This window comes from Alicyclobacillus shizuokensis NBRC 103103, assembly GCF_001552255.1.
Taxonomy (GTDB): domain Bacteria; phylum Bacillota; class Bacilli; order Alicyclobacillales; family Alicyclobacillaceae; genus Alicyclobacillus_G; species Alicyclobacillus_G shizuokensis.
Map to the genome: position 1 here is coordinate 21,582 of NZ_BCQV01000027.1, position 22,444 is coordinate 44,025.

28 protein-coding genes are annotated in these 22,444 nt (G+C 61.6%); all 28 read right to left on the minus strand.

What is annotated here, in order from left to right:
• Positions 1-369 carry a 50S ribosomal protein L18 gene (rplR, locus tag ASH01S_RS11335; RefSeq protein WP_067928105.1) on the minus strand — a complete coding sequence of 123 codons (369 nt, stop codon included), beginning with the start codon at positions 367-369 and terminating at the stop codon, positions 1-3.
• A gap of 29 nt (positions 370-398) precedes the next feature.
• Positions 399-938 (minus strand): 50S ribosomal protein L6, encoded by a 540-nt coding sequence (gene rplF, locus ASH01S_RS11340; protein ID WP_067928108.1) that lies wholly within the window; start codon positions 936-938, stop codon positions 399-401.
• Positions 939-960: 22 nt separating this feature from the next.
• Positions 961-1,359 (minus strand): 30S ribosomal protein S8, encoded by a 399-nt coding sequence (gene rpsH, locus ASH01S_RS11345; protein WP_067928110.1) that lies wholly within the window; start codon positions 1,357-1,359, stop codon positions 961-963.
• Between the two features lie 20 nt (positions 1,360-1,379).
• The gene (locus tag ASH01S_RS11350) at positions 1,380-1,565 is read right to left on the minus strand and encodes a type Z 30S ribosomal protein S14 (protein WP_026962545.1); all 186 of its coding nucleotides are present in this window, start codon (positions 1,563-1,565) and stop codon (positions 1,380-1,382) included.
• A gap of 29 nt (positions 1,566-1,594) precedes the next feature.
• Positions 1,595-2,137, minus strand: coding sequence for a 50S ribosomal protein L5 (gene rplE, locus ASH01S_RS11355; RefSeq protein ID WP_067928113.1), 543 nt, complete (start codon positions 2,135-2,137; stop codon positions 1,595-1,597).
• A gap of 26 nt (positions 2,138-2,163) precedes the next feature.
• On the minus strand, positions 2,164-2,475 hold the full coding sequence (gene rplX / locus ASH01S_RS11360) for a 50S ribosomal protein L24 (protein ID WP_067928247.1): 312 nt from the start codon (positions 2,473-2,475) through the stop codon (positions 2,164-2,166).
• A 38-nt stretch (positions 2,476-2,513) separates the two neighbouring features.
• Entirely contained in the window at positions 2,514-2,882 is a 369-nt protein-coding gene (gene rplN / locus ASH01S_RS11365) for a 50S ribosomal protein L14 (RefSeq protein WP_067928115.1), read from the minus strand.
• Between the two features lie 30 nt (positions 2,883-2,912).
• On the minus strand, positions 2,913-3,173 hold the full coding sequence (gene rpsQ, locus ASH01S_RS11370) for a 30S ribosomal protein S17 (RefSeq protein WP_067928118.1): 261 nt from the start codon (positions 3,171-3,173) through the stop codon (positions 2,913-2,915).
• Between the two features lie 19 nt (positions 3,174-3,192).
• Positions 3,193-3,390, minus strand: a complete 198-nt coding sequence (gene rpmC, locus ASH01S_RS11375; RefSeq protein ID WP_067928121.1) for a 50S ribosomal protein L29 — start codon at positions 3,388-3,390, stop codon at positions 3,193-3,195.
• Complete coding sequence (rplP, locus tag ASH01S_RS11380) at positions 3,377-3,814, minus strand: 50S ribosomal protein L16 (protein ID WP_067928124.1); 438 nt, start codon at positions 3,812-3,814, stop codon at positions 3,377-3,379. The genes rpmC and rplP overlap by 14 nt, the downstream gene beginning before the upstream one ends.
• Positions 3,815-3,816: 2 nt before the next feature.
• Positions 3,817-4,479: a 30S ribosomal protein S3 gene (rpsC, locus tag ASH01S_RS11385; RefSeq protein WP_067928127.1), complete on the minus strand. Its 663-nt coding sequence runs from the start codon at positions 4,477-4,479 to the stop codon at positions 3,817-3,819.
• A 6-nt stretch (positions 4,480-4,485) separates the two neighbouring features.
• Positions 4,486-4,836 (minus strand): 50S ribosomal protein L22, encoded by a 351-nt coding sequence (gene rplV / locus ASH01S_RS11390; RefSeq protein WP_067928130.1) that lies wholly within the window; start codon positions 4,834-4,836, stop codon positions 4,486-4,488.
• 24 nt (positions 4,837-4,860) lie between these two features.
• Positions 4,861-5,142, minus strand: a complete 282-nt coding sequence (gene rpsS, locus ASH01S_RS11395) for a 30S ribosomal protein S19 (protein ID WP_067928132.1) — start codon at positions 5,140-5,142, stop codon at positions 4,861-4,863.
• Between the two features lie 84 nt (positions 5,143-5,226).
• Entirely contained in the window at positions 5,227-6,057 is an 831-nt protein-coding gene (gene rplB, locus ASH01S_RS11400) for a 50S ribosomal protein L2 (RefSeq protein ID WP_067928137.1), read from the minus strand.
• Between the two features lie 36 nt (positions 6,058-6,093).
• Positions 6,094-6,384: a 50S ribosomal protein L23 gene (rplW, locus tag ASH01S_RS11405; protein ID WP_067928140.1), complete on the minus strand. Its 291-nt coding sequence runs from the start codon at positions 6,382-6,384 to the stop codon at positions 6,094-6,096.
• Positions 6,384-7,004, minus strand: coding sequence for a 50S ribosomal protein L4 (gene rplD / locus ASH01S_RS11410; RefSeq protein ID WP_067928143.1), 621 nt, complete (start codon positions 7,002-7,004; stop codon positions 6,384-6,386). The genes rplW and rplD overlap by 1 nt, the downstream gene beginning before the upstream one ends.
• Positions 7,005-7,025: 21 nt before the next feature.
• On the minus strand, positions 7,026-7,667 hold the full coding sequence (gene rplC, locus ASH01S_RS11415) for a 50S ribosomal protein L3 (protein ID WP_067928146.1): 642 nt from the start codon (positions 7,665-7,667) through the stop codon (positions 7,026-7,028).
• A 102-nt stretch (positions 7,668-7,769) separates the two neighbouring features.
• On the minus strand, positions 7,770-8,078 hold the full coding sequence (gene rpsJ / locus ASH01S_RS11420; protein WP_067928149.1) for a 30S ribosomal protein S10: 309 nt from the start codon (positions 8,076-8,078) through the stop codon (positions 7,770-7,772).
• Positions 8,079-8,365: 287 nt separating this feature from the next.
• A complete protein-coding gene (gene tuf, locus ASH01S_RS11425) occupies positions 8,366-9,553 on the minus strand; it encodes an elongation factor Tu (RefSeq protein ID WP_067928152.1) in 1,188 nt (395 codons plus the stop codon).
• Positions 9,554-9,572: 19 nt separating this feature from the next.
• Positions 9,573-11,648, minus strand: coding sequence for an elongation factor G (gene fusA, locus ASH01S_RS11430; RefSeq protein WP_067928155.1), 2,076 nt, complete (start codon positions 11,646-11,648; stop codon positions 9,573-9,575).
• A gap of 51 nt (positions 11,649-11,699) precedes the next feature.
• Positions 11,700-12,170 (minus strand): 30S ribosomal protein S7, encoded by a 471-nt coding sequence (rpsG, locus tag ASH01S_RS11435; RefSeq protein ID WP_067928158.1) that lies wholly within the window; start codon positions 12,168-12,170, stop codon positions 11,700-11,702.
• Positions 12,171-12,285: 115 nt separating this feature from the next.
• A complete protein-coding gene (gene rpsL, locus ASH01S_RS11440; protein ID WP_067928161.1) occupies positions 12,286-12,699 on the minus strand; it encodes a 30S ribosomal protein S12 in 414 nt (137 codons plus the stop codon).
• A gap of 147 nt (positions 12,700-12,846) precedes the next feature.
• Positions 12,847-13,098 carry a ribosomal L7Ae/L30e/S12e/Gadd45 family protein gene (locus ASH01S_RS11445; protein ID WP_026962526.1) on the minus strand — a complete coding sequence of 84 codons (252 nt, stop codon included), beginning with the start codon at positions 13,096-13,098 and terminating at the stop codon, positions 12,847-12,849.
• A 135-nt stretch (positions 13,099-13,233) separates the two neighbouring features.
• Positions 13,234-16,863 (minus strand): DNA-directed RNA polymerase subunit beta', encoded by a 3,630-nt coding sequence (gene rpoC / locus ASH01S_RS11450; RefSeq protein WP_067928165.1) that lies wholly within the window; start codon positions 16,861-16,863, stop codon positions 13,234-13,236.
• Between the two features lie 84 nt (positions 16,864-16,947).
• Positions 16,948-20,478 (minus strand): DNA-directed RNA polymerase subunit beta, encoded by a 3,531-nt coding sequence (gene rpoB / locus ASH01S_RS11455; RefSeq protein WP_067928168.1) that lies wholly within the window; start codon positions 20,476-20,478, stop codon positions 16,948-16,950.
• 195 nt (positions 20,479-20,673) lie between these two features.
• Entirely contained in the window at positions 20,674-21,420 is a 747-nt protein-coding gene (locus ASH01S_RS11460) for a class I SAM-dependent methyltransferase (RefSeq protein WP_245629039.1), read from the minus strand.
• A 41-nt stretch (positions 21,421-21,461) separates the two neighbouring features.
• Positions 21,462-21,833, minus strand: a complete 372-nt coding sequence (gene rplL, locus ASH01S_RS11465; protein WP_067928171.1) for a 50S ribosomal protein L7/L12 — start codon at positions 21,831-21,833, stop codon at positions 21,462-21,464.
• 51 nt (positions 21,834-21,884) lie between these two features.
• Entirely contained in the window at positions 21,885-22,391 is a 507-nt protein-coding gene (gene rplJ / locus ASH01S_RS11470) for a 50S ribosomal protein L10 (protein WP_067928175.1), read from the minus strand.
• Positions 22,392-22,444: the final 53 nt, after the last annotated feature.

The window sequence follows — 22,444 nt, forward strand, 5'->3', positions numbered from 1 at the left end:
TCAGAATTTCAATCCGGCCGCACGCGCCGCTTCCGCCAGCGCCTGCACCCGTCCGTGGTAGAGATAGCCGCCGCGGTCAAACACGACGGTCTCAATGCCTTTCTCCAGCGCCCGCTTCGCGACCAAGCTCCCGACCTTCTCCGCCGCTTGCACGTTGCCGCCGTTCTGCACCTGCTCGCGCAGTTCAGGGTCCAGTGTGGACGCGCTGACCAGCGTGTGACCGGCCACGTCGTCGATAACTTGGGCATAGATGTGCTTGTTAGACCGGTACACATTCAGACGGGGACGCTCCGGGGTTCCAGAGACGCGCTTGCGCACCCGCAAATGCCGACGCTTGCGAGCCAGATTCCGATCTTCCTTCCTTATCATACCAGCCCCTCCTTCCTGCGAACGTCCGCTTATTTCTTCCCGGTCTTACCGACTTTCCGGCGAACCACTTCGTCCTCGTACTTGATGCCCTTGCCCTTGTACGGCTCCGGCTTGCGGATGCTGCGGACCTTCGCCGCGTACTCGCCGACCAGTTCCTTGTCGATGCCGCGAATCACCAGCTTGTTCGCCGCGGGAACGTCCATCTCAATACCCTCGACCGGATCGAGAACGACGGGGTGGGAGAACCCCAGCGACAAAGTCACCTTGTTGCCGCTCTTGGCCGCACGGTAGCCGACGCCGACCAGTTCCAGGCTCTTACTGTATCCGTTCGTCACGCCCTCCACCATGTTGGCCAGGACGCTGCGCGTGGTGCCGTGGAGGCTGCGGTGCAACTTGTTGTCGCTCGGGCGCTCGACGACAATCTGCCCGTTCTCCACGACCACCTTCATGTCCGGGTGAATCCGCCGAGTCAGTGTGCCTTTGGGGCCCTTGACCACGACCTCCTGGCCCTGGCAGGTGACCTCCACGCCGGACGGGATTTGAATCGGTTTCCGGCCAATTCGGGACATGTTTGCACCTCCGTTCTGCAGTTTACCAGATGTAACAGATAACCTCGCCGCCGACCCCCAGCTTGCGCGCCTCTTTGTCCGTCAAAACGCCCTTGGAAGTCGACAGGATTGCGATGCCGAGGCCGCCCAGCACGCGCGGAATCTCGTCCCGCGAGGCGTACACGCGCCGACCAGGCTTGGAGATCCGCTTCAGGCCCGTGATCACCCGTTCCTGGTTGCGTCCGTACTTGAGGAACAGGCGGATGATGCCCTGCTTGTCGTCCGCGATGAACTCGGCGTCCCGGATGTACCCTTCGCGCTTGAGGATCTCCGCCACCGCGCGCTTGAGGTTGGAACCCGGAACTTCAACTTTATCGTGCCCGACCGCGTTGGCGTTGCGGATACGGGTCAGCATATCAGCGATTGGGTCCGTCATCACCATCGTGAAATACCCCCTTCCTCTTACCAGCTCGCCTTTTTCACGCCCGGCAGCTGACCCTTGTAGGCCAGGTTGCGAAAGCAAATGCGGCAGATGCCAAACTTGCGCAGCACGGAGTGGGGCCGCCCGCAGATGCGGCAGCGCGTGTAGGCCCTTGTGCTGAACTTCGGCTTGCGCTGGGCCTTGGCAATCATCGATTTCTTTGCCACGTCATCAATCCTCCCAAGTTCAATTTGACTCAGGAACGTCGAAACGGCATTCCCATCGCGGTCAGCAGCGCCCGCGCCTCTTCGTCCGTCTTCGCCGTGGTCACAACCACCACTTCTAGCCCGCGCACCTTGTCGACCGTATCATAGTCGATCTCCGGGAAGATCAGCTGTTCGCGCAGACCCAGCGTGTAGTTGCCGCGGCCGTCAAACGCGCGCGGAGACACGCCGCGGAAGTCACGCACCCTCGGCAGGGCGATGTTCATCAATTTATCGAGAAAGTGGTACATCCGCTCGCCGCGCAGCGTCACCTTGGCGCCAATCGGCATGCCGGTGCGGATGCGGAACTGGGCAATCGACTTCTTCGCCCGGGTGACAACCGGCTTCTGACCAGTGATGCGGGTCAGGTCGTCCACCGCGGCATCGATGACCTTCGGGTTCTGCACCGCTTCCCCCAGTCCCATGTTGACCACGACTTTTTCAATCCGCGGGACTTGCATGATGGACTTGTAGTTGAACTGCTTCATCAAATCGCCAACCACGTGGTTCTTGTAGTGCTCCAGCAAACGGGCCACCGGGGTCCCTCCTTTCACCTGGCTACTCAATCAATCACTTCGCCAGACTTTTTCGCGTAACGCACCTTCCGCCCGTCTTCCAACACCTTGTGCCCAATGCGGGTGGGTGCTCCGGTCTTGGGGTCCACGTGCATCACGTTGGAGACGTGAATCGGCGCCTCCTTCTCAATGATGCCGCCCTCCGGATACTTGAAGTTCGGCTTTGTGTGGCGCTTGACAATGTTCACGCCCTCCACCAGCACGCGGCCTTTCTTCGGGAACACCTTGAGCACCTTGCCCGTCTTCGACTTGTCCTTGCCGGCGATGACGACCACTTTGTCGCCGGTCTTCACGTGCAGCTTCGGCATCTTGGCACCCCCAATCCTGCGCTCCTGGCTCACAGCACTTCCGGTGCCAGGGAAATGATTTTCATGAAGTCCCGGTCGCGCAATTCGCGTGCCACCGGCCCGAAAATACGGGTTCCGCGCGGGCTCTTGTCTTCCCGGATGATCACGGCCGCGTTCTCGTCAAACCGGATGTACGATCCGTCCGGACGCCGCAGGCCGCGCTTGCTGCGCACAATGACAGCCTTGACCACGTCGCCCTTCTTGACAACGCCACCGGGTGTTGCGCTCTTCACAGAAGCGACAATCACATCGCCAACGTTCGCCGTCTTGCGGTTGGATCCACCCAGCACACGGAAGCACATGATTTCCTTCGCGCCGGTGTTGTCCGCCACGACCAATCGGGTCTGCGGTTGAATCATCGTCCGACCTCCTCCCAGCGACCGCTATCCTTACAGGACAACAGCCTTCTCCACGATTTCGACCAAGCGCCAGCGCTTCTCCTTGGAAAGCGGGCGCGTCTCCATGATGCGCACCACGTCGCCGACCTTCGCCTCGTTGTTCTCGTCGTGCGCCTTAAACTTCTTGGTTCGGCGCACCGTCTTGCCGTACAACGGGTGCATGACGCGCTCTTCGACGGCCACGACAATGGTCTTGTCCATCTTGTCGCTGACCACTTTGCCTACGCGCACCTTGCGGAAGTTGCGCTCCATTCGACATCCCCCTTTCGAATCAACCGATTCCGAGTTCGCGTTCTTTGAGAACCGTCTTCGCGCGCGCGATGTCTTTGCGGACCTGGCGGATGCGCATCGGATTCTCCAACTGGCCGGTCGCCAGCTGGAAACGCAGATTGAACAGTTCGTCCTTCAACTCGTTGACCTTACTCTCAATCTCCTCGGTGGACAAGTTGCGCAGCTCACTGGCTTTCATCCGCTTCACCACCCACTTCTTCGCGCTTGACGAACTTCGTCTTTATCGGAAGCTTGTGTGCGGCCAAACGCATCGCTTCCCGCGCGACCTCTTCGCTCACACCGGCCAGTTCAAACAGCACCCGGCCCGGCTTAACGACCGCAACCCACTTCTCCGGCGAGCCTTTGCCGCTGCCCATGCGGGTTTCGGCTGGCTTCTGCGTCACCGGCTTGCTCGGGAAGATCTTAATCCAGACCTTGCCGCCGCGCCGGATGTAACGAGTCATCGCGATACGAGCCGCCTCAATCTGGCGGTTGGTCACCCACGCCGGCTCCAGCGCCTGCAGCCCGTACTCGCCAAAAGTCACCTCGTTGCCGCCCTTGGAGACACCCTTCATGCGGCCGCGGTGTTCCTTGCGGTGCTTCACGCGCTTTGGCATCAACATTGTCAGTTGCCCCCTTCCTCAGTGGTCCGACGGCGCTTGGGCAACACTTCGCCGCGGTAAATCCACACCTTCACTCCAATCCGCCCATACGTCGTGTGTGCCTCCGCTAACGCGTAGTCAATATCCGCCCGCAGCGTGTGCAAAGGCACCGTCCCTTCCGAATAGCCCTCCGTCCGCGCGATTTCCGCACCGCCCAAACGGCCCGATACCTGCACGCGGACACCCTTCGCGCCGGCGCGCAGCGAACGCTGCATGGCCTGCTTCATGGCGCGGCGGAAGGCGACGCGCCGCTCCAACTGGCTGGCGATGTTCTCCGCCACCAGACGTGCGGACAGATCCGGCTGTTTGATCTCCGAGATGGAGATGTGCACCCGCTTGCCGGTCAGGGCGCTGAGCGCGTTGCGCAGGGCATCCACTTCCGATCCGCCCTTGCCAATCACCATGCCAGGCTTGGCGGTGTGGATGATGACGTTAATGCGGTTGGCCGCACGCTCGATGTCGACCTCGGCCACCGCCGCGTCCTTCAGGCGCTTGGCGATGTACTCGCGAATCTTCAGGTCTTCGTGCAGTAGGTCTTGATAGTTTTTCTTATCCGCGTACCACTTGGATTCCCAGTCACGGATAATGCCAATGCGCAAACCGACCGGATTGACCTTTTGACCCATGCCGTTTTATCCCTCCTCTTTCTCGGCCACCACGACCGTGATGTGGCTGGTCCGTTTCATGATGCTGTACGCACGACCCTGCGCTCGAGGGTGGAACCGCTTCAAGGTCGGGCCTGGATCGACATAGGCCTCCTTGATGTAGAGACGATTGACGTCCATATTGTGGTTGTTCTCCGCATTGGCAATGGCCGAGCGCACCACTTTCTCCACCACCGGCGAGGCGCCGCGCGGGGTGAGACGAAGGATGGCCAAAGCCTCGCCGACACGCTTGCCGCGAATCAAGTCCACGACCAAGCGCACCTTGCGGGGAGCAATACGGATGTATTTGGCACGCGCACGAGTCTGTGCCGCTTCCATGATGTCACCATCCTTTCCATTCGGTTAACGCGAGCGAGACGAGCGGTCGTCGCCGGCGTGTCCTTTGAACGTACGGGTGGGGGCGAACTCCCCCAGCTTGTGCCCGACCATGTCCTCCGTGATATACACGGGCACGTGCTTGCGCCCATCGTGAACGGCGAAGGTGTGACCGACAAACTGCGGGAAAATGGTTGAACGGCGCGACCACGTCTTGATGACCCGTTTGTCGCCGGTCTTGTTCAGCTCCTCCACCTTTTTCAGCAGATACGCGTCACAAAACGGCCCTTTCTTCAACGAACGTCCCAAAGTGCAGCCTCCTTTCCGCACTGCCGAAGTCTTTTCCATAGGATTGAGTCCGCCCGGCCACCGTCGACAGCCAAACCGAGACGCTTACTGGTTGCGACGGCGGACAATATACTTGTCAGACGGCTTGTTCTTCTTGCGCGTCTTTTTGCCGAGAGTAGGTTTGCCCCAGGGAGACATGGGCGACTTGCGACCGACGGGCGCCTTGCCTTCACCACCACCGTGCGGGTGGTCAACCGGGTTCATCACGACGCCGCGAACCGTCGGGCGGCGGCCCAACCAGCGGGATCGACCGGCCTTGCCGATGCGGATGTTCTCATGATCCAGGTTGCCGACCTGTCCCACGGTGGCCCGGCATTCCAGGCGAATCAGGCGCACCTCGCCCGAGGTCAGACGCACGTGAGCGTAGTCGCCTTCCTTCGCCATCAGCTGCGCCGACGCTCCGGCTGCCCGCACCAGTTGGGCGCCCCGGCCCGGCTTCAGCTCGACGTTGTGAATCACCGTACCGACCGGGATGTTCGCCAGCGGCAGCGCGTTGCCGGGACGAATATCCGCTTCCGGTCCGCTCATCAGCACGTCGCCGACCTTCACCCCGTGCGGCGCGACAATGTAGCGCTTCTCCCCGTCCGCGTAGTGAAGCAGCGCAATGCGCGCACTGCGGTTCGGATCATACTCAATCGTGGCAACCTTAGCAGGAATCCCGTCCTTGTTGCGACGAAAGTCGATGATGCGATAGCGGCGCTTGTGACCGCCGCCGTGGTGGCGGGTCGTAATCTTGCCCTGGTTGTTGCGCCCGGCGTTCTTCTTCAGGGGCGCCAACAGGGATTTTTCCGGCCTGTCTGTGGTGATCTCCTCGAACGTCGACACCGACATGAAGCGGCGTCCGGGAGATGTCGGCCGATACTTCTTGATGCCCACCGTTCCAACCTCCTTCTGTTGCCGATGTATGGCGAATCAGGACTCTTCGCCAAAAATGCGAATCGGCTCCGAATCCGGCCGCAAGGTCACAACAGCCTTCTTCCACTCCGAGGTGCGGCCGACAAAGCGGCCCACCCGCTTGGTCTTACCGGGCACACGCAGGGTGTTGACCTTCAGCACCTTGACGCCAAACAGCTTCTCCACCGCCTGGCGGATTTCCGTCTTGTTGGCCCGTTTGTCCACCTCGAACACATACTTGTTCTGCTCCATCAGCTCAGTGGACTTTTCGGTGATGACCGGACGCTTGATGAGGTCTCTCGGGTCCATTACGCGAACACCTCCTGGACCTTCTCGACGGCGTCACGGGTCAAGACCAGGTGGTCGTGACGGAGAACATCATACACGTTCACACTACCCGCCGAGATATACTTCACATCGGGCAGGTTGCGGGCAGACAACAACGCCTTCTCGTCGACCTCCGCGTCGACAATCAGAGGCTTGTTCAGTTCCAGTCGCTGCAGCAACGCCACCACGTGTTTCGTCTTAATCTCCGGGAGATCCAAGTTGTCCAGGACGACCAACTTGCCCTCGCCGACCTTCGAACTCAGCGCGCTGTACAGCGCCGCCCGCCGCACCTTCTTCGGCAGCTTCATGGTGTATTCGCGCGGTTTGGGTCCGAACACCACACCACCGCCCTTCCACTGTGGCGCGCGGATGCTCCCCTGACGGGCGCGGCCGGTTCCCTTCTGCCGCCACGGCTTACGACCACCGCCCCGCACTTCCGAACGTCCTTTCGTGCTGTGCGTGCCGCGGCGGGCGTTGTTCAGGTACATCAACACCACTTGGTGCATCAAGTCCGAGCGCACCGGCGCAGCGAAGACTTTCTCAGAAAGCTCAATCTCGCCCACCTGCTCGCCGGCCATGTTGTACACGGTCACCTTCGGCATCGGTCTGCCTCCTTTCAAAGGTTATTTCGTATTCGCCGCATTCGCCTTGACGGCACTGCGCACCGTGACGAACGAGTTTTTCGGCCCCGGAATGGAACCCTTGATGAGCAACAGGTTGCGCTCCACGTCCACACGCACCACCGTCAGGTTCTGTACCGTGGTGCGCTCACCGCCCATCCGGCCGGCCATTGTCTGACCCTTGAACACGCGGTTGGGCGCAATCGAACCCAGCGATCCGACCCCGCGATGGTACTTAGAGCCGTGCGCCATCGGTCCACGCGCCTGATTATGCCGCTTGATGGGGCCGGCATACCCCTTGCCTTTGGAGACTCCGGTGACGTCCACGATGTCTCCTTCGCTGAACACGTCCGCGCGCAACTGCTGCCCGACCTCATAGGCATCCACATCGACGCCGCGCAACTCACGTACGTACCGCTTCGCCGCCGTATTCGCCTTCGCCGCGTGCCCCTGTTCCGGCTTGGTGGCGCGGTTAGGCTTCTTATCGCCATAGCCAATCTGGATGGCGCTGTAACCGTCGGTCTCGGGCGTCTTCTTTTGGAGAACGATGCACGGTCCCGCGGCTATCACGGTGACCGGCACCACTCGGCCGTCCTGGTCAAAGACCTGAGTCATGCCGAGCTTGCGACCCAAGATGCCCTTCATGTGTGCACCCCCTACAAACAAGTCCTGTCCCACGGCGCACCACGCGCTCGCGCCGGCACATGCCGCAGGCCAATTTTGTGCATCTTACGCCGTGGATTCAACTCACAGCTTGATTTCGATATCCACGCCAGACGGCAGATCCAAACGCATCAGCGAATCGACCGTCTGCGGCGTCGGATTCTGGATGTCAATCAGCCGCTTGTGCGTACGCATTTCAAACTGCTCGCGCGAGTCCTTGTACTTATGCGGAGCGCGCAGAATTGTGATGATCTGCTTCTCCGTCGGCAGCGGAATCGGACCGGACACACCCGCTCCCGACCGCCGGGCCGTCTCGACAATCTTCTCGGCCGACTGATCCAGAATCTCGTGATCATACGCCTTCAATCGAATGCGGATTTTCTGCCTCGCCATATGTTTCCCCCCCTCGTCGCCCAATCTAGTGGACAGGCTCCCCCGAAGCAACCCTAGTGGTGCCCCATATGGCCATAGGCACATAGGCAACCTCCGGCCTCATCGCCGTAAGAGACCAACATGCGAAATTATACTAAAGGACCGTCAGGAACACAAGATCAACCCACCACCGAGAAGGTATCGCAGAGAGACCATCATGGCGAAAAGGCGAGGGGCTCCCCTCGCCTTTTCGCTTCCTTCTTTCCGACCGGTAGGTGACCGTTTAACTGACGCCACGCATCATCTACTTACGCTTCGATGGAACTTACGACGCCCGCACCGACCGTGCGGCCGCCCTCGCGAATCGCGAAGCGGGTGCCTTCCTCGAGGGCGATAGGCGAAATCAGTTCCACCGCCATCGTCACGTTATCGCCCGGCATCACCATCTCCGTACCCTCCGGCAGGTTCACCACGCCGGTCACGTCCGTCGTCCGGAAGTAAAACTGCGGGCGGTAACCGTTGAAGAACGGAGTGTGGCGGCCGCCTTCTTCCTTCGTCAGGACGTACACCTCAGCCTTGAACTTCGTGTGCGGCTTGATAGAGCCAGGCTTTACGATGACCTGGCCGCGCTCCACATCCTTGCGCTCGATACCGCGCAGCAGCGCGCCGATGTTGTCGCCAGCCTGCGCCTGGTCGAGCAGCTTGCGGAACATCTCGACGCCGGTGACGACCGTCTTCAGAGCGTCGTCGCGGAGACCGACAATCTCCACCTCGTCGCCGACCTTCAACACACCGTGCTCCACACGGCCAGTGGCCACCGTGCCGCGGCCGGTGATGGTGAACACGTCCTCGACCGGCATCAGGAACGGCTTCTCCGTGTCGCGCTCCGGGGTCGGGATGTATTCGTCGACGGCGTCCATCAGTTCCTCAATCTTCTTGACGTACTCCGGATCGCCTTCGAGGGCCTTCAAGGCCGACCCACGAATCACCGGGATGTCGTCGCCCGGGAACTCGTACTCGTTCAGCAGCTCGCGGACTTCCATCTCGACCAGTTCCAACAGCTCTTCGTCATCGACCATGTCGCACTTGTTCAGGAACACGACGATGTAGGGCACGCCTACCTGACGGGCCAGGAGGATATGCTCGCGGGTCTGCGGCATCGGACCGTCAGCGGCCGAGACAACCAGGATGGCGCCGTCCATCTGGGCCGCTCCGGTGATCATGTTCTTCACGTAGTCGGCGTGGCCGGGGCAATCGACGTGCGCGTAGTGACGCTTGTCGGTCTCATACTCCACGTGCGCGGTGTTGATGGTAATGCCGCGCTCGCGCTCTTCCGGAGCCTTGTCGATCTCCTCGTACTTCTGCGCCTGGGCCTTGCCCTTCTGCGCCTGGATGGTCGTGATGGCAGCCGTGAGCGTGGTCTTGCCGTGGTCAACGTGACCAATCGTGCCGACGTTTACGCGGGGCTTGCTGCGGTCAAACTTCTCTTTTGCCATCGAGATTCACTCCTTTTTCTCATTCGCCTTTGTGTTTGGCGATGATCTCCTGGGCGATGTTTTTCGGAACTTCCTCGTACCGAGAAAATTCCATAGTATAGGTACCGCGGCCTTGGGTCCGCGACCGAAGACTGGTCGAGTAACCAAACATCTCTGCCAGCGGCACATACCCGCGAATCACCTGGGCGCCGGCCCGCGCCTCCATGCCTTCGACCCGGCCGCGCCGAGAATTGATGTCGCCCATGATGTCGCCCATGTATTCCTCGGGCACCGTCACCTCGACTCGCATAATCGGTTCGAGCAGTACGGCCCCCGCCTTCTGGGCGCCAGCCTTGAGCGCCATCGATCCGGCGATTTTGAACGCCATTTCCGAGGAGTCCACCTCGTGATACGACCCGTCGTAGAGCGTCACCTTGATGTCGAGCATCGGGTATCCCGCCAGGACGCCGTTCTGCATCGCCTCGCGGATGCCCTCGTCGACCGCAGGGATGTACTCTTTCGGGATAGCGCCGCCGACAATCTTGTTCTCGAACACGTAACCCGCGCCGCGTTCCAGCGGCTCGAGAGTAATCTTGACGTGTCCGTACTGACCGCGGCCACCCGACTGACGGACGAACTTGCCCTCCTGGTCGACCGAGCGAGTAATGGTTTCCTTGTATGCCACCTGGGGTTGACCCACGTTGGCAGCGACTTTAAACTCCCGCTGCAACCGGTCGACAATGATCTCCAGGTGCAGCTCGCCCATGCCCGCGATGATGGTCTGACCCGTCTCCTGGTCCGTCCAGGTCTTGAACGTCGGGTCTTCCTCGGCCAGCTTCGCCAGCGCCAGACCCATTTTATCTTGGTCGGCCTTGGTCTTCGGCTCGATGGCGACATTGATGACCGGCTCCGGGAACTCCATCGATTCCAGGATGACGACATTTTTCTCGTCGCAGAGTGTGTCACCCGTTGTCGTGTCCTTCAGACCCACCGCCGCCGCGATGTCACCGGCGTATACCATGTCGATCTCTTCGCGGTGGTTGGCATGCATCTGCAGGATGCGGCCAATGCGCTCCCGCTTACCCTTCGTCGAATTGAGCACGTACGATCCGTTGCCCAACGTTCCCGAGTACACGCGGAAGAAGGCCAGCTTGCCGACGAATGGATCCGTCATGATCTTGAACGCCAGCGCTGCAAACGGCTCGTCGTCCGAAGAGTGGCGCTCCACCGGTTCACCCTCAGGGGTTGTCCCCTTGATGGCCGGCACATCGGTCGGCGCAGGGAGGTAGTTCACCACCGCGTCGAGCATCGGCTGCACGCCCTTATTGCGATAGGACGATCCGCACAGCACCGGGAACAGCTGCACCGCGCAGGTGCCCTTGCGGATACCCGCCTTCAACTCCTCGACGGTGATCTCCTCACCCTCGAGGTACTTCATCATCAGGTCCTCATCCAACTCGGCGACCGCCTCAATCAGCTTCGTGCGGTATTCCGCCGCCAACTCCTTCATGTCATCGGGAATCTCGCGCGTCTCCGCGGTCGTGCCCAGGTCATCCGTGTAGATGATGGCCCGGTTCTCGACCAGGTCCACCAAGCCCACGAACGAGTCCTCGGCGCCAATCGGCAACTGAATCGGCACCGCGTTGGCACCCAGCCGCGTCTTCATCTGTTCGACGCAATCCAGGAAGTTGGCGCCGAGGATGTCCATCTTATTGACATACGCGATGCGCGGTACGTGATATTTGTCCGCCTGCCGCCAGACCGTCTCGGACTGGGGCTCGACGCCACCCTTCGCGTCAAACACCCCGACGGCTCCGTCGAGAACGCGCAACGAGCGCTCCACCTCGACTGTGAAGTCTACGTGGCCTGGCGTATCAATGATGTTGATGCGGTGGCCGAGCCACTGACAGGTTGTCGCGGCCGACGTAATCGTGATGCCGCGCTCCTGTTCCTGGGCCATCCAGTCCATGGTCGCGGCGCCCTCGTGTACTTCGCCAATCTTGTGCACGCGGCCAGTGTAGAAAAGCACGCGCTCCGTCGTCGTCGTCTTCCCCGCGTCGATGTGCGCGATGATGCCGATGTTGCGCGTCTTTTCCAGAGGAAACTGCCGAGCCAATGAACACCCTCCTTCCGCCTCTGTACTCTCTTGCCTGCGGCGTTCAGGCTCTTACCAACGATAGTGCGCGAACGCCTTGTTGGCCTCCGCCATGCGGTGCGTGTCTTCCTTCTTCTTGACAGCCCCACCGGTGTTGTTGGCGGCATCCACCAGCTCATTGGACAGGCGTTCAATCATCGTCTTCTCGCCACGTTCGCGGGCGTATTGAACGAGCCACCGCAACCCGAGCGTGATCCGTCGCTCCGGACGGACCTCCACCGGCACCTGGTAGTTTGATCCGCCCACGCGGCGCGCTTTGACCTCGAGCACCGGCATCACGTTGCGCAGCGCCTCCTCAAAGACCTCCATCGGGTCTCTCCCGGTGCGCTCGCGCACTCCCTCCAGCGCCGAGTAGACGATGCGCTGGGCTGTGCCCTTCTTGCCGTCCACCATCACTTTGTTGATGAGACGGGTGACCATCTTGTTCCCGTACACGGGATCCGGCATGACGTCCCGCTTCGGAACCGGACCTTTCCGCGGCATGCATGCGCCCCCTTCCTCAATCTGCGCGCGCATCCGAGCCAGGGTGCGACTCATGGCGCCACCCCACCGGCCTGCGCTGTCCGCTGTGTCTGTGTTGCGTCAGAATGACTTCGTCTTACTTCTTAGCGCGTTTTGCCCCGTACTTCGAACGGCCCTGCTGGCGGTCCCTGACGCCCGCCGTATCAAGGGCACCACGGATGATGTGGTAACGTACCCCCGGCAGGTCCTTGACACGGCCGCCGCGAACCAGCACGACGGAGTGTTCCTGCAGGTTGTGGCCTTCACCCGGGATGTAGGCCGTGACCTCATACGTATTCGTCAAACGCACACGCGCGTACTTCCGCAGAGCCGAATTCGGCTTCTTGGGGGTCATCGTCCCCACGCGGGTGCAGACCCCGCGCTTCTGCGGCGAAGGCAGGTCGGTCAGCTTCTTCTCAAAGCTGTTGTACCCCTTCTGCAACGCCGGTGCGGTCGATTTCTTCACCATCACTTTGCGGCCCTTCCGGACCAATTGATTGATGGTTGGCATCGTTGCACCTCCTTCCAAAGATCCAATCGCGGTGTGAGACGCGATTGTCATGTCCACAGTGCCTGGTGGTCCGTGTCCGCGCAGACAGACACCTGGGCTATGACGCACGGCGCAAAGCTTTTTGCAAGCCGCGGCCACAGGCTCTCTTTACTCTTCGAGGATGGCTGCTGTGGCCGCTCCCACCTCGATACCGCAAGCCTTGCCGAGTTCCTTCATGGATTCAATCCACTCTACGGGAATTCCGCGTTCACGGGCCAGCGCCACTACAGGACGGGTGACCCGCTCTTCCGCATCCTTCGCGACAAAGACCTGTACCACCTGTTGTTGCTGGAGTGCCTTCGTCGTCTGGTTGGTCCCGATGATACGTTTCCTCGCGAGGCGTATGCGTTCGAGAGACATGGCAAAGCCTCCCCCAAAATAACGACCATGCTCAAGGCACACTCAACGATTCTATCACCGCGAAAAGCGGGCTGTCAACAAGCGGCTGACGGGTCGAAGCGGGCCCGCGGGGCGGCCTGCGCCCCGCGTTTTCGCTCACTCACTGACCGAGACCGTGCTCGCTTCCTGCTCCTCCATCGGTTCTTCCAGCGCCACGTCGTCATCCGATTCCACTCGCAGACGGCGATAGCGGGCCATGCCGGTGCCAGCCGGAATCAGTTTGCCGATGATCACGTTCTCCTTCAGGCCGAGCAGCCGGTCCACCTTGCCCTTGATGGCCGCCTCGGTCAATACCCGGGTTGTCTCCTGGAACGACGCGGCCGACAGGAACGAATCGGTCTCCAGGGACGCCTTCGTGATGCCAAGCAGGGCCGGGCGCGCCACCGCCGGCTCGCGGCCCTCAAGCAGCACCTTTTGGTTGGCCTGTTCGAACTCGTGCAAATCCACGTACGTCCCGGGCAACAGGTCTGTGTCTCCCGCGTCGAGGATGCGCACCTTGCGCAGCATTTGCCGCACCATGACCTCGACGTGCTTGTCGTTGATGTCCACGCCCTGCATCCGATAGACGCGCTGCACCTCGCGCAGCAGGTAGTTCTGTACGCCCTGCAGGCCGCGCACGCGCAACATTTCTTTCGGATCGACCGAGCCTTCGGTCAGCTCGTCGCCGGCCGCGAGCACCTGGCCGACGCTGACGCGAATGCGCGATCCGTACGGGATGGCGTACACCTTGGTCTCGCTCTCGCCCTCAACCTCGATTTCTCGCCTGTCCTTGCCCTCGCGGATATCGACGACCTTGCCGTCAAACTCGGTGATGACCGCCTGGCCCTTCGGATTGCGGGCCTCAAACAGCTCCTGCACGCGGGGCAAACCCTGGGTGATGTCGTCGCCGGCGACGCCACCGGTGTGGAATGTGCGCATCGTCAGCTGCGTGCCCGGCTCGCCGATGGACTGGGCCGCGATGATGCCGACCGACTCGCCGATTTCCACCTCTTTGCCGGTAGCCAGGTTGCGGCCGTAGCATTTCACGCACACGCCATGGCGGGTGCGGCAAGTGAGCACAGAGCGGATGACGACTTCCTTGATGCCCGCCTCCTCAATGCGAGCGGCGGTCTCCGCATCAATCATCTCGTTCTTGCCGACCAACTTCTCGCCCGTCTCCGGATGATACACGTCTTGGAAGGCGATGCGCCCATCCAGGCGATCCCGCAAGTCCTCGATGACCTCGCGGCCGTCGCGGATCTCCATCACCTTGAGCCCCTTGTCGGTGCCGCAGTCTTCCTCGCGCACGATGACGTCTTGTGCGACGTCCACCAGGCGGCGCGTGAGGTACCCGGAGTCTGCCGTGCGCAGCGCCGTGTCGGCCAGCCCCTTACGGGCACCGTGCGTCGACATGAAGTACTCCAGCACCGTCAGTCCCTCGCGGAAATTGGACTTGATGGGCAGCCCGATGATGCGTCCGGACGGGTTAGCCATCAGGCCGCGCATGCCGGCCAACTGCGTGATCTGCGACGTGCTGCCGCGGGCTCCCGAGGTCGCCATCATGTAAATCGGGTTCAGCTCATGCATGCTCTGCATCAGCGTATCGGTGACCCGCTCCTTCGCCTCGGTCCAGATCTGGCTGAAGGAGATGTACTTCTCGTCGTCCGTGATCAGGCCGCGCCGGTACTGGACCTCCAGCTTGTGCTGACGCTCGTCGGCCTCGGCGATGATGGTCTTCTTTTCTTCCGGCACGATGATGTCCGCGACCGAGATGGTGATGCCGGCCAAGGTCGAGTGGTGAAAGCCGAGCCGCTTGACCTTGTCCAGGATCTCCGACGTGGTCGTGGTGCCGTAGCGCCGGAAGCACTCGGCCAGGATGTTCCCCAGGTCCTTCTTGATGATGGCCTTGGCAATGGGGCGTTGGGCCGCGGCTTCGCGCAGGTTCACGCCCTTTTCGAACACGAACGTCTCGTCCGGCGTCCCGTCGACCAGGTTGGACCGGGCGCCCGAGTGCAGATACGGGAAATCACTCGGGAAGATTTCATTGAAGATCAGCTTCCCGGGCGTCGTGATCAGCATGGCCTGCCGCTGACGCTCGTCCTTCCACACCTTTCCCAGGCTGGCTGCCGGCAGGACAATCCGGGCGTGCAGGCTGACTTCCCGCTGCTGCACGGCCATCTGCACCTCGGCCGGGTCCGTGAAGACACGACCCTCACCCTTGTCACCGGGCAGCTCGATGGTCAGGTAATACGGCCCCAGAACCATGTCCTGCGTCGGCGTGACGACCGGCTTGCCGGAGGCTGGGCTCAGGATGTTATGCGCAGCCAGCATGAGCAGGCGCGCCTCGGCCTGCGCCTCGGCCGACAACGGCACGTGCACCGCCATCTGGTCCCCGTCGAAGTCGGCGTTGTAAGCCGTGCACACCAGCGGGTGCAGCTTGATGGCGCGGCCCTCCACGAGCACCGGCTCAAACGCCTGAATGCCCAGGCGGTGCAGCGTCGGGGCCCGGTTGAGCAGAACAGGGTGCTCCTTGATGACGTCCTCCACCACGTCCCAGACCTCGGGCGAGACGCGCTCCACCTTGCGCTTGGCGCTCTTGATGTTATGCGCCAGACCGCGGGCCACCAGCTCCTTCATCACGAACGGCTTGAACAGTTCCAGGGCCATCTCCTTCGGCAGGCCGCACTGGAACATGCGCAGCTCCGGCCCCACGACGATAACGGACCGGCCCGAGTAGTCGACGCGCTTGCCGAGCAGGTTCTGGCGGAACCGACCCTGTTTGCCCTTGAGCATGTGCGAGAGCGACTTGAGCGGGCGGTTACCGGGACCGGTCACGGGACGACCGCGGCGACCGTTGTCAATCAGGGCGTCGACCGCCTCCTGCAGCATTCGCTTCTCGTTCTGGACGATGATGTCGGGGGCGCCCAAGTCCAACAGCCGCTTCAGGCGGTTGTTGCGGTTGATGACCCGCCGGTAAAGGTCGTTTAGGTCCGATGTGGCAAACCGTCCGCCGTCCAGTTGCACCATCGGCCGCAGGTCGGGCGGAATGACCGGCAGCGCCTCGAGAATCATCCACTCCGGACGGTTGCCCGAGCTGCGGAACGCCTCCAGCACCTCCAGCCGCTTGATGGCGCGGTTGCGGCGTTGGCCCTGCGCAGTGCGCAGTTCCTCCTTCAGTGTCTCGACCTCGCGGTCGAGGTCAATCTCCACCAGCAGCTTCTTAATCGCCTCCGCGCCCATGCCGGCCTCGAAGGCGTAACCGTACTTGTCCCGGTAGGAGCGATACTCCTTCTCGCTGAGCAGCTGCTTCTTCTCCAGCGGGGTGTCACCCGGATCGGTGACGACATAGGAGGCGAAGTAGATGACCTCTTCGAGTGCCCGCGGCGACATGTCGAGCACCAAGCCCATGCGGCTGGGAATGCCCTTGAAGTACCAGATGTGCGACACCGGGGCGGCCAGCTCAATGTGACCCATGCGCTCGCGACGCACCTTGGAGCGCGTGACCTCGACACCGCAACGGTCGCAGACGACGCCCTTGTAGCGAACCCGCTTGTACTTGCCACAGTGGCACTCCCAGTCCTTGGTGGGTCCGAAGATCTTTTCGCAGAACAGCCCTTCCTTCTCCGGGCGCAGCGTGCGGTAGTTGATGGTCTCCGGTTTTTTCACTTCCCCATGCGACCAAGAGCGGATCTTCTCCGGCGAGGCGAGACCAATCTTCATAAACTCGAAGTTGTTGACGTCTAACAAAGGGGAATCCTCCCTTTCGGCAAACTCGTCGTTGCGCACTCGGACGCAGGCCCGGCAGCCAGGCGCGCCGGCACCTGCGTTACATCAGTCCCCGACTTCGCGCACCTCGAGGTTGAGGTTCAGTTTTTCACCCGCGTCTTCGTCATCATCGCTCTCCCGGATGACAATCTCCTGCTCGTCCTCGCTGAGGATCTTCACGTCCATGCCCAGGCTCTGCAGTTCCTTGATGAGCACCTTGAACGACTCTGGGACCCCTGGCTCCGGCACGTTCTCGCCCTTCACGATAGCCTCGTAGGTCTTGACCCGGCCCACCACGTCGTCCGACTTGACGGTGAGAATCTCCTGCAGAGTGTAGGCGGCCCCGTACGCCTCCAGCGCCCACACCTCCATCTCGCCGAAACGCTGTCCGCCAAACTGGGCCTTGCCGCCGAGCGGCTGCTGCGTGACCAGCGAGTATGGACCGGTGGAACGGGCGTGAATCTTGTCGTCGACCAGGTGGGCCAGCTTGAGCATGTACACGTACCCGACCGTTACCCGGTTGTCGAACGGTTCGCCCGTGCGTCCGTCGTACAACACCTGCTTGCCGTCCCGGGCAAACCCGGCCTCCTCCAGGGTGTCGAACACGTCCTCGGCGGTCGCGCCGTCGAACACCGGTGTCGCGATGTGCACGCCGAGCGCCTTCGCCGCCATGCCCAGGTGCGTCTCCAGCACCTGCCCGATGTTCATACGCGACGGCACGCCCAACGGGTTGAGGACGATTTCGACGGGTGTTCCGTCCTCCAGGAACGGCATGTCTTCCTCCGGCAGGATGCGCGCCACGACACCCTTGTTCCCGTGCCGGCCGGCCATCTTGTCGCCTTCGGAGATCTTGCGCTTCTGGGCAATGTAAACCCGCACCAGCTGATTGACACCGGCCGGTAGTTCGTCCCCGTTCTCGCGCGTGAACACCTTGACATCGACCACGATGCCGGCGCCGCCGTGCGGCACGCGCAGCGACGTGTCGCGCACCTCCCGCGCCTTCTCGCCGAAGATGGCGTGCAACAACCGCTCTTCCGCTGTCAGTTCGGTCACGCCTTTGGGCGTCACCTTGCCGACCAGGATGTCGCCCGCTTGAATCTCGGCGCCGATACGGATGATCCCGCGCTCGTCCAAGTTTTTCAGGGCATCCTCGCCGACGTTCGGGATGTCGCGCGTGATTTCCTCCGGACCCAGCTTGGTATCGCGCGCCTCCAACTCGTACTCCTCGATGTGAATCGAGGTATAGATGTCTTCCTTGGCCACCTTCTCGGACAGCAGGATGGCGTCCTCGTAGTTGTAGCCTTCCCAGGTCATGAACGCCACCAGCACGTTGCGGCCCAGGGCCAGCTCGCCGTTCTCCGTCGCGGGACCGTCGGCCAGGATGTCGCCAGCCTCCACTCTCTGCCCCTCACGCACGATCGGGCGTTGGTTGATGCAGGTGTTTTGGTTGGACCGCGTGTACTTGAGCAGCTTGTATTTATCCAAATCACCGGCGACCGGTTTGCCGTCCACAATGTGCTCCGTCCGCACCCAGATCTCGCGCGCCGTCACGCGTTCGACCACGCCGCCGCGCCGGGCCACCACGCACACGCCCGAGTCTTTGGCCGACTGGTGCTCCATGCCGGTACCGACCAGCGGCGCCTCCGTCACCAGCAGCGGCACCGCCTGCCGCTGCATGTTGGAACCCATCAGCGCGCGGTTGGCGTCGTCGTTCTCGAGGAACGGAATGAGCGCCGTCGCGACGGAGACCACCTGCTTCGGCGAGACGTCCATATAATCGACACGTTGCCAGGGCACCGTAATGACGTCCTCGCGGAACCGGGCCACCACTTCGTCCGCCGCAAACCGGCCGTCTTCTGTCAGCGGCGCGTTGGCCTGCGCGATGACATAGTTCTCTTCCTCATCGGCCGTGAGGTAGTCGATGTGGTCCGTGACCACGCCGGTGTCCGGATCGACCCGGCGATAAGGCGTCTCGATGAACCCGTACTCGTTGATCCGCGCGTACGTCGACAGCGAGTTGATGAGCCCGATGTTCGGTCCCTCCGGCGTCTCAATCGGACACATACGGCCATAGTGCGAATAGTGCACGTCACGCACCTCATAGCCGGCGCGCTCGCGCGTAAGACCGCCCGGCCCCAGAGCAGACAGGCGCCGCTTATGCGTCAATTCCGCCAGCGGGTTGGTCTGGTCCATGAACTGGGAAAGCTGGCTGGACCCGAAGAACTCTTTGATCGCCGCAATCACCGGCCGGATGTTGATGAGCGCCTGCGGCGTGATGGCGCTGGCGTCCTGAATCGACATCCGCTCGCGCACCACCCGCTCCATGCGGGAGAGACCGATGCGGAACTGGTTTTGCAGCAGCTCGCCGACCGAGCGCAGGCGGCGGTTGCCCAGGTGGTCGATGTCGTCGGTGGTGCCGACGCCGTGCAACAGATTAAAGAAGTAGCTGACCGCGGACAGGATATCCGCCGGCGTGATGTGCTTGACGTTTTTGGGGATGTCTCCGTTGCCGACAACGTGCAGGATGCGCCCGTCCTCGTTGGGGGCGAAGATCTTCACCACCTGCACCGGGATCTCGTCCTCATCGGTCAACTCCGGCGTCGCCCGCAGGCGCACGCGACCGACGTTGCCCTCCAGACGCGGCAGAAGCTTGTCGAGCGTACGGCGGTCGAGAATCTCACCGGCTTCAGCGATGATTTCATTGGTATCCGCGTCCACCAAGGTCTCTGCCAAGCGTTGGTTGAGCAAGCGATTCTTGATGTGCAGCTTTTTGTTCATCTTGTAGCGGCCGACGTTGGCCAAGTCGTAGCGCTTCGGGTCAAAGAACCGGGAGGCCAAAAGCGCCCGCGCGTTCTCCATCGTCGGCGGCTCGCCCGGACGCAGGCGCTCGTAAATTTCAATCAGCGCGCGTTCGGTCGAATCCGTGGTATCCTTGTCCAGGGTGTTGCGCAGGTACTCGTCCTCGCCGAGGAAGTTGATAATCTCCTGGTCGGTGCCGAGACCCAAGGCGCGCAGCAGGACAGTAATCGGCAGTTTACGGGTGCGGTCAATGCGAACATAGACGATGTCCTTGGCGTCGGTCTCAAACTCGAGCCACGCGCCACGGTTTGGAATGACGGTCGCCGCAAACGTCTGCTTGCCGTTTTTGTCGATTTTGCTGTTAAAATAGACGCTGGGGGAACGGACAAGCTGACTGACAATCACGCGTTCGGCGCCGTTGATGATGAAGGTGCCGGTCTCGGTCATGAGTGGGAAGTCGCCCATGAACACTTCCTGCTCCTTGACCTCGCCCGTCTCCTTGTTGAGCAGGCGCACCTTGACCCGCAGCGGAGCCGCATAGGTCACGTCACGCTCTTTGGACTCCTCCACGTCGTATTTGGGCTCGCCGAGGCTGTAATCAATGAACTCCAGCACGAGATTGCCGGTAAAGTCCTGAATGGGAGAGATGTCCGCGAACATTTCGCGCAGCCCTTCCTCAAGGAACCACTGGTAGGACTTCTGTTGAATCTCAATCAGATTCGGCAGATCCAATACCTCGTGAATACGGGCGTACGACCGACGTTCGCGCCAGCCATACTTGACCATGTGTCCTCGCAAAGCCGTCACCTCTCATGCCGATTTCAACATGCCCTAGACAATACAAAAATAAAATGAGGTTGCTTTGAACCACATTTTTCTTCGCCGCGCTATTCATCTATGGTCATCTATCGTCGATACGTTTGATGGTCACACATCCCCCGTCCATACGATAGAATTTGCATTAAAAAACTCTATCATAGCCAATTCTGGATGTCAATACTTTGTGCAACAAATCACGTGGTACCCGCCCGATTTCTCGACCGTCTCGACCTGCGGAAAGATCCGGCCTAACTCGGCCCGGGCACTGTCCGCCCCCTGTTTCTTCTGAATGACGACCCACAGCTGCCCACCCTGGCCGAGGTGATCGAAAGATTCGCGGAACAGGCGATACACGGTCGCCTTGCCGGCGCGCACCGGCGGATTGAGCAGCACCGCGTCGGCCAGCACCTCGTCCGCGCCGGCAAACCCGTCGCTCTTGAGCACCTGGGCCCTATCCGTCGCAAACGCCAGATTGCGCCGCGCGAGATCCAACGCCCGTTGGTTGACATCCAGCAGCAGCCAGTGCGTCTCCGGATACACCCGCGCCAGTATCGCCGCCACCGCACCGTAGCCGCAGCCCAGGTCCACCATCAGCCCGCGCTCCGGCAACACAACCGCTTCCACCAGCACGCGCGTGCCAAAATCGAGCCCGCGCTTGGAAAAGACACCGCTGTCGGTGACCAGATCCAGCGCCTGGCCGCGTGCCCGGACAGAGATGGTGCGCTGCCTGTGCTGGCTGTTCGGCTGGGTCGAAAAATAATGGTCGTGCAAAGCGCGCACCCCTGTCTCCCATAAGTAAGTCGCGCGGACAAGCCGCGGCGCCTCGTGCATCCGTCGCCGCTGCATCCGGGCAGGGCTGTGCCGCCCCGCCGGCGGCCGATACGGCGAGTGGGCGCCGCCGAGAATCCGGCCGACGCCCACCGCGCACGCTCGATTCCACCGCCATCGACGGAAAGGCGGACTTACTTGATTTCGACAGTCGCCCCCGCCTCTTCCAACTTCGCCTTGATGGCTTCGGCGTCCTCTTTGGACACCTTTTCCTTGATCGGCTTCGGCGTGTTGTCCACCAGCTCTTTCGCTTCTTTCAGGCCCAGACCGGTAATCTCGCGGACCACCTTGATGACACCGATCTTCGACGCGCCGGCGCCCGTCAGGACGACATCGAACTCGGTCTGCTCGGCCGTCTCTTCGGCGCCGCCGGCGGCCGGTCCGCCGACCACAGCGACCGGCGCCGCAGCCGTCACGCCGAACTCATCCTCAATAGCCTTGACCAAATCGTTCAGCTCTAAAACCGTCATGCCCTTCAGGGCTTCGATGAATTCCTCTTTCGTCATCTCGTTGCACGCCTCCTTGATATCGAGAGATGGGGGATTGCAGCTGTCGGCTCATTCCGCCGCCGCTTCTCCGCCCTGTTGCTCCGCCACCTGCTTGACGGCGTACGCCAGGTTGCGCACCGGCGCCTGTATGACGCTGAGCAGCATCGCCAGCAACCCTTCGCGGGACGGCAGATTCGCCAGCCCCTCGACTTCCGCGCCAGAAATGATGCGGCCCTCGACCAGTCCGCCTTTCAGCTCCAGCGCCTTGTGTTTACGCGCGAACTCATGCAGCACCTTCGCGGGTGCGACCGGATCGTCGTAACCGAAGGCGAGCGCCGACGGACCGACGAAAAACTCTTGCAAACCCGGCACCTCAGCCTTCTCTGCGGCCCGGCGCGTCATGGTGTTCTTGAGCACCTTGAACTCGACGCCGGCCTCACGCAGCTGCTTGCGCAGCTCGTTCGACTCAGCCACGTTCAAGCCGCGATAGTCGGCCACTATGACCGCCTTGCTGCGGCTGAACTTGTCTGCAATCTCCTGCACCAACTGTTCCTTCTCTTGGCGTACTGTCGACATGACAACCCCACCTCCCTTGCTGAATTCGGATGAACCGCGGCCGCGAGACATAA